This window comes from Streptococcus sp. HN38 (assembly GCF_028335765.1).
Classification (GTDB): Bacteria; Bacillota; Bacilli; order Lactobacillales; family Streptococcaceae; genus Streptococcus; species Streptococcus suis_P.
Genome location: NZ_CP116604.1, coordinates 659,752 through 675,166 on the forward strand (window position 1 = coordinate 659,752; position 15,415 = coordinate 675,166).

Below are 15,415 nucleotides of genomic sequence, written 5' to 3' on the forward strand. Positions count from 1 at the left end.
TAGAAATGAAAGAATACCGAAATTCGATATTTTCCATACGAAAATTATCCATCGGTGTGGTCTCGCTCTGTATTGGTACAGGTTTGTTCTTGTCTAGTTTGACGGGCTTGCAGGTAGAAGCCAGTGAGCGAATTGCGACAGTCGATCAGGAAATCCGTTTTCACTATCTCTTGGAAGAGGAATTGAGTCCTGAGGAGAAGAGTAGGATTGTCCAGCAATTGCCAAAGGACTTGCGAAAAGAAGCGACTTATTTTTTGGTTTATCGACCACAGTCTCCTAAAGTTTTACCAGCGACGGGTGAGGTTGTTTCCCATGCAGCGGCCTGGTTGGCGGCTGGATTTTTGGTGATTGCTGTTCAGGCTATCGGCTCCAAGAAATCTAGAGTAGTGAGTTTGCTCTATATTACACTAGCTGGATCTGCCTTGCCGCTCTTACAAGTGGATGCACTCCAGAGTCATGCCCTTGCTCACTTCAATCAAACGGTGACGGTCAAGGCAGGAGACTTGCTCCCAGATGGTAAGTTGGAGTTAACTTCCTATGATTTTGTGGGTTATATTGTAGAAGATGGGAAAGTAGATCAAACGGTTTCGAGTGAACAGGCAGTTGAACAAGTAACTAAACAACCGCAAATTCTTGATAGCTCTCATTCAAATCAGACAGTATTACCAGAAAAAGCCCCTGTGTCAGAACAAGTGCAGACTGAAGAAACAGGTTTACAGCTTGTTACCAGATATCGTGAGGAAAAGATTCCGCTAGAAATCGAACGACTTGATGTAGAGGATCCGAATCTAGCACTTGGTGAGACGCGATTGGAAGCTGGTCAGGCTGGCTATCGGATTCAGCGTTATGAGGAAAAGTGGTTGGGCAACCAATTGCAGTCTAGTCACTTAATGGAAACCCAAGAAGTAGCTGGCAAACCAGAAATTCTCTATCGAGGAACAAAAACAACTATTGTGCAAGAAGAGGTTAGCCAAGTTCCAAGCGACAGTCCACAAGCCACACCGCCAGTCCGCTTGGATTTCCAATTGAAGGAGCGAGTGGACCGTCAGGTCTTGTCCATTCCAGAGGAGCGGATAGAAACAGATCGCTTGGCTCAGGGTGAGACAGAGGTAGAAGAGGGCAGAGAAGGGCTGCTAGAAATTACCTATCAGGATGTGGTAGTAGCAGGACAAGTCATTGCCAGCAATGAACTTCATCGACAAGAAACATCCCCAATCAGCCGTAAGGTCTATGTGGGGACCCGTGAGAAAGAAGAAGTTCCTGAACCTCCAATAGAGACCCTCATTCCAAACGACAGTCCACAAGCCACACCGCCAGCCCGCCTAGATTTCCAATTGAAGGAGCGAGTGGACCGTCAGGTCTTGTCCATTCCAGAGGAGCGGATAGAAACAGATCGTTTGGCTCAGGGTGAGACAGAGGTAGAAGAGGGTAGAGAAGGACTGCTAGAGATTACCTATCAGGATGTGGTAGTAGCAGGACAAGTCATTGCCAGCAACGAACTTCATCGTCAAGAAACATCCCCAATCAGCCGTAAAGTCTATGTGGGGACCCGTGTAGATTCCAAGGGAGTTGCTCCACTCACGCACAGTCTTCCGTCTGCGACCTTAGTCAGTGAAGAAGTTGCCATTCCTTTTGAGAGAATAGAGTCAGAAGATCCCGATATGGCCCAAGGTACTAGCCGTGTGGAACCGGGTCAGGATGGTCTAGCCCTGGTTACCTATGCAGACTTGAATGGTGTTCGCACTCTCTTAACCAGTGAGACAATCAAACCAGCCAAATCAGAGGTGACCTACCGTGGCAGTCGTGTGGAAGAGGTTGTTGAGGAAGAAATTCCACTTGTGGAAAGAATCATTGAGCTCGCTGACCAATACACAGATTATATATGGGTAGAGCAGGCGGGATATCCTGGACGGAGAAGGAGAATTTCTCATAATGGTCAAGTCATTAGCGAAGAAGTAGAGCCAGGTCAGGAAAGAATTATCCACAAGGGAATCAAGCCTATTGAAGGTAGCTTGGTTGAGGAAGAGTCACGTTCAATTGCCTTCAGCACCATTTATCAGGCTGATCCAGAATTAGACTTTGGACGTAGAGAAGAATTTGATGGTCAATCGGGCCAAGAGGTCTTTGCCATCACCTATCGGACCATCAAAGGACAAAAAGCAGAGGAGCTAGGTAGAGAACGAATCGAATATACTCCGCCTGTGAATAAGGTAATCCGAGTGGGGACAAAGCCTACCGAGGAGGTCATCAGTGAATCTCTGCCTACACGATATGAAGCAGATGAGACAGCTCCAGTTGGTCAAGAAAGTCCAGTCTCAAGCGGTCGGGAGAAAGTAACCGTTTATCAGACTACCTATACTGTCAATGAAGAGACTGGAATCGTGACCAGTCATCGAGGTCAGGGCCAGATCCGTGAAACAGGTGAATCTCCCTTGATTCGAAAAGGAACGAAGCCGACTCTTGTAACCCATCGTGAACCTCTGCCAGTTCACTACCAAGCTGATATCAGCCTGCCAATTACTAGTGAGTCAGTCCGTCAAGAAGGTCGAGACAAGGTGACCACGACGACCACCACCTACACCCTCAATTCAACTACAGGAGAAATCACAGCCAATGAGCCAGTCCGTGAGGTAACGGACGAGGGAGCAGCAACGATTGTCCGAGTTGGTGCCCAGCCGACCGTCCGTGAGGAAAGTCAGAGTCTTCCAACTATTTACAGGGCAAGAGAAGACAAGGAGCCGCCTTATCGAGAAGAGGTCGTTCAAGGGCACGCCCGTCGTATCCGCTACCAAACAAACTATGTGGTCGACCCGCAAACAGGTAACCGCACAGCCCAGGAAGAAGTCCAAACCGAGTTGACTCCGGGTCGAGCAGCAGAGGTTGAAGTCGGAACCAAAGCGACTCTTGTAAGGGAAACAATACCGCACCGTATTATCCGTCAAGACGATATGGACCTGCCAATGGGAGAGGAGATTGAGGGACCAGTTGGGCAGGATGGTAGTATTACACGAACAACTTCCTATCGCTTAGATGAAAGGACAGGCCAGCTTGAAAGTCTTCCTGTTCAAGTCGAAGAAATTCCAGCCATCAACCAGGTGATTCTAGTGGGTAAAAAAGTGGTGGAGGTACCACCGAAACCACTGGAAAAACCAAGTGTAGTTCTAGGTACGGACACTCATCCAGCAGGGCTGGTTGTAAATGAAAATGCCCGAAGTGCAGCTATTTTCTACCGTGTGACCGACCCAGATAAGACTCTGGAATCTGTCCAATTGGCCATTTACGATGGAGACAGACTTGTTAAGACCATTGAACAAACCACTGATTTTGCAGCTGAAAATCAGATTCAGGTATCAGACTTACAAGTCTATACATCCTATCAGGCCCGCCTATCCTTCCGCTATCAAAGTCCAGACGGCGAGCGAGAAGAGGAAGTTGTTTCCTCTCTACCATTTGAACTGAGTCCTAAAGCCATTGAATTGAACAGGGTCAGCCAGAGGGACTTGTTCTATCGCAATCAACAGGGAGAATTGAAGCAGGTAACAGGCCTTTTCCAAGAGCCAAGTGACCTATCAGGCTACTTTGTTCGCTATCAGACAGGTGATCAGAAAGAATTCCTCTGGGAAGTCCAGTCTATTCAGGATAGAGGAGATCAGTTTGAAGTATCTATCAGCTTGCCAAAATTAGTTCAGGCAAGAAATCGAGCTGATGCCAACCAGCTAGAAGCCTTGGATCGGTTCAGCATTCCTAAAATTCAATTAGCTGAAGGAACTTATGCGGACTTTGACCAGCTTGTTGAAGCCATGCGAGAGAATCCGAGAGGCAACTTTAAATTGGCGGCAGATTTGGTAGCCAGTCCAAGTTCTACGGGTGCCTATGTTGAGAACTTTAGTGGCCGTTTGGAAGGATTAGACGGCAAGACCTTCCGTATCCTCCAGCTGACCAAGCCACTGTTCCAAAATATAACCGGAGCTCAGATTGAACATATCCTCCTTGAAAATGTAGCCTTGGAGGGTGGGGATTGGCCTACGGCAGCCCTGGCAGTTACCGCAACCAATAGCCAAATTCGTGATGTCCATGTGACTGGCCGAGTACAATCCTATGCAGGAGCAGCAGGACTTGTCTATAACGCCAATGCCAGTCAGTTTGAGTCGGTTTCCTTCAAGGGAGAACTAGTACTGAGTGAACACCGAACGGGAAATCAGATTACTTCTGGTGGTTTGATTGGTAAATTGATGTCAGGTAGTGCCTTGCGCAAGGCCTATGTCAATCTGACCTCGACCTTCACTCCACGACTGTCCATGCAAGATCAACTGGGAGCAGTTGTAGGTTATGCTCTGCTTTCCACTATCGATTCCGTCTTTGTGGAAGGGCAGGTTGAGAAAACGACTTCAGGCGGTACACTTGCAGGAATTGGTACGGGAGGATACGGCGTCACCGTTTCTAACCTTGCTTCTGCCCTAGCCTTGCCAGAAGAGGGCTTCTATTCTGGTTTACGGACCATCCTTCCTTTCCAACTCAACCTTCAGGAAGGTCAAGCGACAGGTAGGACAGGAGATAATCTACAAATTAGCTGGAAATCAACAGAGGAAATCCAGCAGTTCCTCAGAGAACGAGGTCTGGATCTACTTGTTAATCCGCCTCAGTCAGCAGGAAGTGCTGAGAATTTGGCTCCGTCATCACAGCCTGATTACCACCTTCTACGAAATGGTCGGGAAGATCGGAAGATTGCCTATGAAAATATGTCCAAGTTACTGCCTTTCTATGACCGTCATACCATTGTCAGATTGGGCAACCAGCTGGCAGATGATTCCTTATTTGCGACCAAGAGCATTCAGTCCATCCTGGCTCTCAAAGATAGGGAGGTGGTATCAGACTTTTCTGACCGACCTGATCAGGTTAACAAACTCTTGGTGCATTTCACAGACCAGGATGTTCAGCTATTTGACCTGACCTATCAAGGAGCCTTTGATCAAACAGGCGTCTTGGAATACCAGTTTGGAGAAAACTTGCTCTTCACCCCATATCAATGGGTGACTGGTGCTACAAGTTCTTCCATACTCTCGACTTTGCGTAGCTCTTTTGAAAGTCTGGATGTTGAGTCGGAGGCCTATGCCCAGAAGACTAGAATGGACGATTACCTACAGGAGCTCCGCTTTACCCGAGGCAATCCAAATCTGGTCATTTCCATGAAACAACTCTACCTCAAGCATAGCCAGCAGCAGTTGAAAGACCAGCTAGAGAAGGAACTCCGGTCTCTGATGGCTAGTCAATGGGTGACTGGTCAGCCTTCCGCTGCCATTGAAGGCTATATTCAAGATGAAATCGAGAAGCACAAGGAATCCATTTGGCTGGCCTTGACCTACTTGGCACGCTACTATGCTATTGACTACGATAAGCTAAACATTCGTAATATAGCAATCTATCAGCCACATTTCTACGGACAATCCCTAACAGCCTTGGATTGGTTGAAAGAGGTAGGAAGTTTGACCTATAAGGATCTGGCACCATTTGCAGCAGCAAGCAACTTTAAGAAGACCATTGGACAACAGGTCCCAGGTACACAGAATCTGTTTGACTACTTGGAATTAAACCGCCGTCTCTTTTCACCAGACAAGACTGATGCAGACTGGTTTAAACAATCCAGCAAGGCCTTTATTCATGAAGAAGCAAGTGTTCGTCAGCCTGAGAAGTCCGTCCAGGTTTACAACCAGCTGAAAAATCATTCTGACTACCATCGCTATGTCTTGCCATTGCTCAATCTGCCTGAGGAAGACCAGCTTTACCTTGTTTCGCTAGCAAATGTCCTTGTTTTTGGTAGCTATGGTCGTTATGTGAACCATCAATTGCAGACCAGTCAACCAGATGTCTATCGTTCCACAGTCAGGGACATCCAAGAAAACCGCATTCCGAAGCATGCCCGCATCTGGAATGCCTATATGGAATTTATCAAGTCCTTGGTATCTGACCAGGCTCGTCAAGCCATCGAGTCCAAGTTGGTAACCGTTCGAGAAGGTTACAACATCAAGGATCCAACTGGTCAACCGCTATCTGGGACAAATGACCGTCGCCGTTGGGCAGCAGAATTTGGGGATGACTACCGCATCATCGATGATTTCTTCGGACCGACAGAACTTTACTACGGCACCTTTAACAAGTCAGGGGCAGCAGACTTTGAGTTCAAGAATTACATCATCTATGGCAATGTTGATTTGTTGACATCGACTGGAAATTCAACCTTCACGCATGAAATGACCCACATTCTCGAAGACCAAATCCTGAATCTCGCAGGAAGACGGCAGGGTCAAGAGTCAGAATCCTATGCTCTTGGGCTCTTGCAGTCCATCGCTTCGGCAAATGCCTATTATTATGGCTTTAACTTGACAGAAGAACTGGCAGCAACAGCCAGCCATAACTCTAGCCCAAGCCGTCTGACCAGTAAGGAAGACTTGAAAGACTACCTCAAGGGCTCCTTTGACACTACCTACTTCCTGGATGCTCTGGAAGCAGAAGAACTTCTGAAGCTACCAAAAGCTCAGCAGCAGACTCTCTTGCGTAGGATCGAACTAGAGCTTGGAACAGCTTACTCTAAAAATGGACAGACCTATCGCGATGCCCATGACAAGATTAGGAATCTAAGCCAGGAAGAGTGGCAGAACATCCAGCTGACCAAGGTGGAAGATCTGGTTACCCACAATCTCCAGTTGGCCAATACCATCAACAATGTCGGTATCTATCTCAGAGACAACGATGAGAATTACTATTTTGTACCTCTCTACTACCCAATTTATGCCGGCTTGCTCAACAATCAAGGTACGGTTGGAGGACTTCAGTTCCGCCGAACAGCCCTGGAACTTTTGGCCGAAAAAGGTTGGGATCAAGGATTCCTGCCATATGTCAGCAACAAATTGGCTCAGGAGGCTCAGGCCAATGGCAGAGCTTTGACAGATAGCTATATCTGGGAAAAGATTATGCCTGACTATCAAGATTATGCTAGCTTCAAGAAGGCCCGCTATCAGACCAGCCTGAGCCAGAAAAATGCCATGAAACCGATCCAGATACACTGGAACGGCAGACAGTATGACCTGCAAAATGGTCAAGCCATCCAAGACCTGATGAGAGCAGCTATTAAGGTAGATGTGGCCAATCCAAGAACCAGCTTTAAGCGTCAGCAACTCAAGGAAGTCCTTTATAAAGCCTTTCATGAAGCAAGTCAAGAATTTAGGGAAAGTATTTTCTTGCCATAAGGTATTCGTTTTTGATAGTTTGGAGACTAATAGGTCACTTACCCCAAAAATACAGAAAATCTGAAAAGACTACTAAGTTTTCCTAAAATACTTGATTTTATCGGGGGGATAATAGGTATGTAGGATGGAAATAATCCTAACAACATTTGCCTTTGATTATATGCTACTGGATTCGTTTGTTCTGTCCAGTGTCAAACAATTGAAGGTTTGAAGAGCCGAACATCCTCCCTACTGTGTTACCCTACATAGAAATAAATAGTTCGGACTCTATGAAACAGTGAATATCGCCATATTCACTGTTTTCTTTTTACCTCGAAAATTCAGTTGGTGGAAAATTTTGGTATAATAATAGAAAAGCTACCAAAGGAGAAGTTTCTTGCAAGAACATTCGATTGATATTCAATTAAAACATCCAGATGATTTGTTTAGTCTCTTTGGGTCTAACGAGCGCCATCTACGTTTGATGGAGCAAGAATTGGACGTGGTCATCCATGCACGAACGGAAAAAGTTCAAGTGATTGGGCAAGAAGAGCATGTCGAACAGGCTCGCCTGGTTATTCAGTCCCTCTTAGTCTTGGTTAATCGAGGTCTGGTCATCAATACGCCAGATGTGGTCACGGCTATTTCCATGGTCAAAAATGATGAGATTGAAAAATTCGTTGCCCTCTACGAAGAAGAAATCATCAAGGATAACTACGGCAAACCCATTCGCGTAAAGACCCTTGGTCAAAAACTCTATGTAGACAGCGTAAAACGTCATGATATCGTGTTTGGAATTGGTCCTGCTGGTACAGGGAAGACCTTCTTAGCGGTTACCTTAGCTGTTACAGCCCTCAAGCGGGGTCAGGTCAAGCGGATTGTCCTAACCCGTCCTGCGGTTGAGGCAGGCGAAAGTTTAGGCTTTTTACCTGGGGACTTAAAAGAAAAAGTAGACCCCTATTTGCGCCCGGTCTATGATGCCCTCTACCAGATTTTGGGTAAGGAGCAGACGACACGGCTCATGGAGCGGGAAATTATCGAGATTGCCCCGCTAGCCTATATGCGTGGTCGGACCTTGGAGGATGCCTTTGTCATCTTGGATGAGGCGCAAAATACCACCATTATGCAGATGAAGATGTTCCTGACTCGTCTTGGCTTTAATTCCAAGATGATTGTCAATGGGGATATTAGTCAGATTGACCTGCCACGCAAGGTTAAGTCAGGTTTAATTGATGCGACAGAGAAACTAAGCAAAATTCCACAGATTGATTTCGTACATTTTTCAGCCAAGGATGTGGTCCGCCACCCAGTCGTTGCCCAGATTATCAATGCCTATGAGCAGGAGGCTCTGGCTGCGGATAACCGAGCAAGTTTTGAAACGATTGGGGAGCTGAAGAAAGTGCAAGATGCGGAGGAGTAATTATTTTCTGCATCTTTGTCTGTCGAAATAGTTTGTGGAAAACAAATGAGGGAGTGACGCGTGATAAAACAAGGTCTACTGAGATTGGTTTTGCTTGGTTTTAGCTGTCTCTTAGCTGCCTGTGGTGGTCAGAAAATAAGAGATGACCAAACACAAGTTGAAAAAGCAGAACCGACTATCCAAACTAATTTTTATCAAGCCATAAACAAGGACTGGTTAAATGGTGGCTGGTTATCAAGTGGTACACCATTCTACAATGAGTTTACAAGATTGCAAATGGAAGTAGATGAGCAATTAAAATCGGATTTTGACAAAATGGTAGCTGGTCAGCTAGAGCCTCAGTCTGAGGATTTAGTAGAATTTATCAAGTTGTATCAGCAAGGTCTTGATTTTACCAAAAGGGAAGAAGATGGTGTCAGAGTAGCTAGAATGATACTGGATGAAATGATGGGAATTACTTCGTTTTCCGAGCTGAAATCGCTTAGTCAAGATTGGATTCGTAAGGACTATCCATTGCCCTATGGTCTTGATGTGATTGCCAATCCACGAAACACATCTGAAAGAATGCTAATTTTACTACCACCTCAGACGATTCTGCCTGATAAGTCCTACTATGAAGACAGGACTGTTCGTGAGAAACTCATGGATTCTTACCGTATATCTGTGAGACATATTTTGGAAAAATGTGGCTACTCAGACGAGGAGGCCACTGCTTTGGTTGAAGGTGCCATTGCTTTTGACAATCGACTCGTTGACACTCTACCAGCTAGTGAGAATGTGCATAGTGATTGGGGTCCTGTGAACGCAGAAGAACTTAGAACATTCTCAGAGGTCAAAAACTTCTCTCCAGCTTTATCGATTGAAGAACAATTAGTAGGCCTGGTGGGCTTGGAACCGGAGGAAGTTTATGTTTCTAATCCAAGTTATTTTGAACAATTATCCCAATTTATCAAGGAAGAAAATTTCTCAGAATATCGATCATGGGCTTTGGTTAGCCAAGCAATGAAGTTAGCTCCCTATTTGACTGGGGAAATTATGCAGACAGCAGGGAGATTTCATGCAGAAGTCCAAGGACTTTCAGCCTCCTACCCAAATGATTACATGACTTATCTGGATGTGACTGGAATTTTCAAGGAAAGCTTGGGTGTTTATTATGGTCATAACTATGCCGATGAAACGGACTTACTTGCCATTCAGGAAATGGCTGAGGCAATCTCTAGGACTTATCAAGAAAGGATTCTAGCCAATAAATGGCTCAGTCAAGCCACCAAGCAAGCCGCAATTAAAAAATTAGAAAATATCACTTATCATATCGGCTATCCAAGGGAGTTGAGCGACTGGACCAAGTCATTAAAGGTTCGTGAAGACTTGTCTTATATTGAAAATGTTTTGGCTATTACGATTCAAGCTAGAACAGGTGTTTTCGAGCGTTATAGTCAGCCAATAGATAGACAAACTTGGGCTAGCAATGTATCGGCAAGTGAAGTAACAGCCGCCTACGCTCCTAGTCAGAATGCTATTTATATTCCGGCGGCTATTTTACAAGCTCCCTATTATGACAAAAATCAATCTGTAGCCGAGAATTATGGCGGGATTGGCAAAATTATCGCTCATGAGTTTGTTCATGCCTTTGATGCCACAGGAGCAAATTTTGATGAGACTGGTAGTCTAAAAGACTGGTGGACAGAGCGAGATAGACTAGCGTTTGAAGAAAAAAATCAAGTCCTAGTAGACTTGTTTGATGGTCTGGAAGTTTATGGTGGTAGAATAAATGGGCAACAGACTCTATCTGAAAATCTTGCGGATTTGGGAGGAATACAGATTGCCTTGGCTACGCTCAAAAAAGAAGAACCGTCAGCTAATCTAAAAGAATTTTTTGAGCACTATGCTCGTAGCCGTCGAGAAATAGTTGCGGTTGATTATGGCCGTTATCAACTTCAGGTAGACACACATTCTCCTGAGGAATTTCGGGTCAATCTCCAATTACAGCAAATGGATGATTTTTATGAAGTCTACACTATTCAAAAGGGAGACCCCATGTATAGGGCACCCGAAGAGAGACTGGTTATGTGGTAAATTAAAACCTGCCTGGTTCAATCAGAACTGGGCAGTACTTATTTTTACAGTCTAAAAAATGGATTGAAATTTTTCTCATGTCCAACGCTGGTATTTTGACCGTGACCGGGATGGACAGTGTAGTGGTTTGGTAGGGTAAAGATGTGTTCTCTGATACCCGCAATCAAGTCGTCAAAATTGCTGGTTGGCAGGTCTGTACGCCCAATCGTTTCACGGAAGAGAGCATCACCTGTAATGACCGCTTCAGCTTCTGGGAAAATAAAGGATACCCCACCGATGGAGTGGCCGGGTGTTGGCACAACCTTGAAACGAAAACCGTCAAACTGGTAGTCTTCTTGGTATTGGAAGTTTTTTTCAGCTGGTCGGCAGACTACATTTTCCATATCATCGTGACGAGGCAGGCCAGACAGGTTCATCTCAGGTGTAAATAGCCAGCTAGCCTCACTTTCAGCCACATAGACAGGCGGGAAATTGTAGGTTTCACGCAGAATGTCCAAACTCATAATATGGTCGTAGTGGGTGTGGGTCAAGAGAATTGCTGAAATGGGCTTGCCAATTTTTTCAATCATTGCTTGGATTTTGGTCCAGTCACTACCTGGGTCAACGACAAGCAGGTGGCTATCGTTTTCAATGTAGTAGGTATTTTGAAAGGCAACAGGGTTGATAGATTTGTGAATAAGCATGGTATTTCTCCTCACAGAAACAGTTTTTATAATAGTCTAACAAAAAATTTGGCTCCCTTCATGGATTTTGTTTGAGGCTTTTTCAGTGGGAGCGAATGTGCTATAATGAACAGTATGAAAGACACAAGAACAAGCAATCGGTATGCCGTTGTGGATTTGGAAGCAACTGGTACAGGAGCCGATGCAAAAATCATTCAAATCGGGATTGTTCTGGTTGAAAACGGAGAAATCATTGACAGTTACGCGACAGATATCAATCCCTATGAACCACTTGATGACCATATCAAGAATCTGACAGGTATCACAGACCAACAGCTAAGTCAGGCTCCAGATTTTGGTCAGGTTGCAAGTACCATTTATGACATGATTGGAGATGCTATTTTTGTAGCCCATAATGTCAAGTTTGATGCCAATCTCTTGGCAGAAGCACTCTTTTTTGAAGGTTATGAACTGTTAACGCCTCGTGTGGATACAGTGGAATTAGCACAGCTATTTTTCCCAACCTTTGACAAATACAGTCTGGGAAATCTTGCAGAGCATTTGGAACTTGGTTTGGACCAGGCTCACACGGCCATATCAGATGCCATGGCAACGGCTCGTCTCCTCATCAAAATCCAAGAGAAAATTAAGAGTTTACCTCAATCTATTGTTGAAAAGATTCTTGATTTGGCGGACAATTTGCTCTTTGAATCCCGTCTGGTCATTGATGAAATGGTTCCTGTTCTATCAGAAACGATATCGACCAGTCTAGAAAGTATTCACGGCTTGGTCTTGAAAAAGCCAGTAAAAGACCAGCCAGCCTACCATCTATCGGAAGATTTTGTGACTAATCTTGCCCTACTCGGTCTGCATGAACGAAAAAAACAAACAGCCTTCGCTCAAGTGGTCGAAAAACGCTTGGCTGATGAAGAAAAAGTGCATTTTATACAGGCACAGGCAGGCTTGGGCAAGACCTACGCTTATCTACTGCCCCTGCTTGCCAAGTCGGACCAGCCCCTACTAGTTACGGTGCCGACCAAGCTCCTTCAAGAGCAAATTATGGACAAAGAGGGAAGCAAGCTACGAGAGATTTTTCATGTTTCCATGGCATCCCTCAAGTCGCCCAAACATTTTATCAAATTGGATAAGTATTGGAAAACCCTGCAAAGACAGGATGACAATCGTCTAGTCAATCAATTTAAGATGCAGGTCCTGGTCTGGCTAACAGAAACTCATACAGGCGATTTGGACGAACTCAAGCAGAAACAACGCTATCAAGCCTACTTTGATGAGATTGCCCATGATGGCAATTTGGAGCCAGAAAGTCTTTTCTGGGGCTGGGATTTTTGGCAACGTTTGAACCAGCAAGCCTTATCCAGCAAGTTGCTCATCACCAACCACGCCTATTTTCTCAGTCATCTCAAGGACCAAGATCCACTGATGAACAATCGTTTGGTGGTCATCGACGAGGCCCAGAAATTTCTCTTGGCTGCTGAAAATCTCGCGACAGATTCACAGGATATAACGGCTCTTTTGCAAGCATTGCAGAGTAAGAAAGATAAGGCAGATAAGCTCCTAGACCAGCGCCTCTATGAATCCTGTCAGTTTGAGCTTAGCCATCTCTTGACCCGTTTTCGCCAGCATGGGCAGCGGGAAATTTCAAAAGAAGAACTGGACCAAGTCAAGCAGAATTTGGCCGAATTACAGGATATTGACCTACAGGACCTGGACCATCTCCTTGATAGGTATGACCATTTTTGGTTGGAGGAGAAAAATCTTGAGGACAAGCGGATTGCTTATCTGCGTGGCTCCAAGGATAGCCTCCTGAATGTGACCAACTACCTGCCAGACACCAAGATTTTCTGCATCAGTGCTACCTTGACCATCAGTAAAAAGGTCAGCCTAGCGGATTTGCTTGGATTTGAGCAAGTCACCATGGACTTGCTTCCCACGCAGGCAGTGACCAACCAACAGCTACTCTTTCCAACCCACCTCCCTGACATCCTCGCTTATTCAAAAGAAGAGCATGCAGCCTATTTGGCTACTACTTTAGGAGAAATAGCAGAGCTGGGACGACCGATTTTGGTCTTGTTTACCTCTATTTCTCTGCTCTTGCAGGTGTCGGATTTCTTAGAAGACAGTAATATTCCCCACCTAGCCCAACACAAGCATGGCCAGGAAATGACTCTCAAACGCAAATTTGAACGGGGTGAATGCCAGATTTTGCTTGGAACAGGTGTCTTCTGGGAGGGAGTCGATTTTGCCAGTCATGACCAACTGATTCAGGTCATTACAAGACTGCCCTTCGACAATCCCAAGGACCGTTTTGTCCAGAAAATCAATCACCATCTGCGTGAGGAAGGGAAAAATCCATTTTACGATTACAGCCTGCCTATGATGATGATTAAACTCAAACAAGCCATGGGTCGGACCAATCGGCACGACAACCAAGATTCACTAGTTTTGGTATTAGATCCTCGCATCCATACAAAACGCTATGGACAGCAAATTTTGTCCTTCTTTGGAAAAGAATATACTGTTTTGAAACCTAGAGAGGAAGAGATAGTAGAGGTAGTAGAAGAGTTTTTTGAATAAATATCGTCATTTAGTTTATCTTTTATTACGTCGACGTACGAGGAAATATCATTTCCCTATTTCCAACTTCAAACACTCCACAGGAGTATTTGAACTCACCTTGCCTAACTTCAGTTATGCCTGCGGCTCGTTGCCTAGTACTAAAAGTAAACTAAAAGACTATAATGGGAAGCGGTAAGGCTTCCTTTTTTAAGAGTATTATTTCTAGGAATTTTCCCTCATTCTCTGCTGAATAACATTGATTTTCTTTATGTATAAAATATGGTATAATTTTTCAAATATTAGTTTTGAAAGAGATGGCTATGACAGAAGAAACGATTGTATTTAAAGTGGGGACGAGTTCTCTGACGCAAGAAAATGGCAGTCTGGACCGCATTAAGCTTGCTCGGATTACCAATCAGCTCGCTCAGTTGCACCAGAAGGGCTACCAGATTGTGCTGGTGACTTCGGGCTCGATTGCTGCTGGTTTTCGGAGATTGGGATTTGACAAGCGGCCGACAAAGATTGCGGAGAAACAGGCTTCTGCAGCAGTTGGTCAGGGCTTGCTGATTGAGGAATACACGCAGAATCTGATGAAGGACGGCATTGTATCGGCACAGATTTTGCTGACCCAGGATGATTTTGCGGATGCTAGACGTTATCAGAATGCCTCTCAAGCCTTGCAGATCTTGCTCAAACAACGAGCTATTCCCATTATCAATGAAAATGATACTATTGCTATTGAGGAAATCAAGGTGGGGGACAATGATACCCTGTCTGCCCAGGTGGCTTCACTCTTGAAAGCAGACCTCTTGGTGCTTTTGACGGATGTGGACGGACTTTACACGGCCAATCCTAATAGCGATCCGACTGCCCAGCATTTGCCGGAAATCACGGAAATTACAGAAGATTTGTTTGCCATGGCAGCAGGAGCAGGCTCGTCCAACGGGACTGGAGGCATGACCACAAAATTGCAGGCGGCACAGATTGCGACCAAGTCGGGCGTGCCAGTCTTTATCTGCTCTTCAAAAGAGGACACAGCTCTTTTACAAGCAGTTACCCAAGCCAACCGTGGCACCCTCTTTTTAGCAGACAGCAACACCATGAACCAACGCAAGCAGTGGATGGCCTTCTATGCTCGTACAGACGCAGCGGTTGAAGTGGATGCTGGTGCGGTTGAGGCTATGTTGCACCAAGGTCGCAGTTTGTTAGCTGCCGGTGTCAAAGCCCTCGAAGGCGACTTTGAAGTGGGGCAGGTTGTGGAAGTTTATAGCCAAGCAGACCACCGTTTGATTGGTAAAGGGCGGGTCAAACTGTCCTCTAAAGACTTGCAGGCCCAGTTGGCAAATGGCAGAGCAGAAGGCGTGCTCATTCACCGCAACGATTGGGTTAGTCTATAGTCGTTCAGTTTATCATTTATTATTGTGACGAACGAGCAAACTGAAAGACTAAATAGGAGA

Annotated in this window: 6 protein-coding genes; 5 read left to right on the forward strand and 1 reads right to left on the reverse strand. The window is 45.3% G+C overall.

Annotated elements, in window-relative coordinates; translation table 11 throughout:
• Positions 1-5 precede the first annotated feature (5 nt).
• From PHA78_RS03250 to PHA78_RS03260, 3 genes are all read left to right on the forward strand, one after another.
• Complete coding sequence (locus tag PHA78_RS03250; RefSeq protein WP_272158440.1) at positions 6-7,244, forward strand: ZmpA/ZmpB/ZmpC family metallo-endopeptidase; 7,239 nt, start codon at positions 6-8, stop codon at positions 7,242-7,244.
• A 376-nt stretch (positions 7,245-7,620) separates the two neighbouring features.
• Positions 7,621-8,643, forward strand: a complete 1,023-nt coding sequence (locus PHA78_RS03255) for a PhoH family protein (RefSeq protein ID WP_272158441.1) — start codon at positions 7,621-7,623, stop codon at positions 8,641-8,643.
• A 60-nt stretch (positions 8,644-8,703) separates the two neighbouring features.
• Positions 8,704-10,719, forward strand: a complete 2,016-nt coding sequence (locus PHA78_RS03260; RefSeq protein WP_272158442.1) for a M13 family metallopeptidase — start codon at positions 8,704-8,706, stop codon at positions 10,717-10,719.
• 44 nt (positions 10,720-10,763) lie between these two features.
• On the opposite strand, the gene PHA78_RS03265 is transcribed toward PHA78_RS03260, so the two are convergent.
• On the reverse strand, positions 10,764-11,402 hold the full coding sequence (locus PHA78_RS03265; protein WP_272158443.1) for an MBL fold metallo-hydrolase: 639 nt from the start codon (positions 11,400-11,402) through the stop codon (positions 10,764-10,766).
• A 105-nt stretch (positions 11,403-11,507) separates the two neighbouring features.
• Between PHA78_RS03265 and PHA78_RS03270 the strand changes: the two genes are divergently transcribed.
• Together PHA78_RS03270 and proB are read left to right on the forward strand one after the other, a co-directional pair.
• Positions 11,508-13,976: a bifunctional DnaQ family exonuclease/ATP-dependent helicase gene (locus PHA78_RS03270; RefSeq protein ID WP_443033302.1), complete on the forward strand. Its 2,469-nt coding sequence runs from the start codon at positions 11,508-11,510 to the stop codon at positions 13,974-13,976.
• Between the two features lie 302 nt (positions 13,977-14,278).
• Complete coding sequence (proB, locus tag PHA78_RS03275) at positions 14,279-15,355, forward strand: glutamate 5-kinase (RefSeq protein WP_272158445.1); 1,077 nt, start codon at positions 14,279-14,281, stop codon at positions 15,353-15,355.
• The last annotated feature ends 60 nt before the right edge of the window (positions 15,356-15,415 follow it).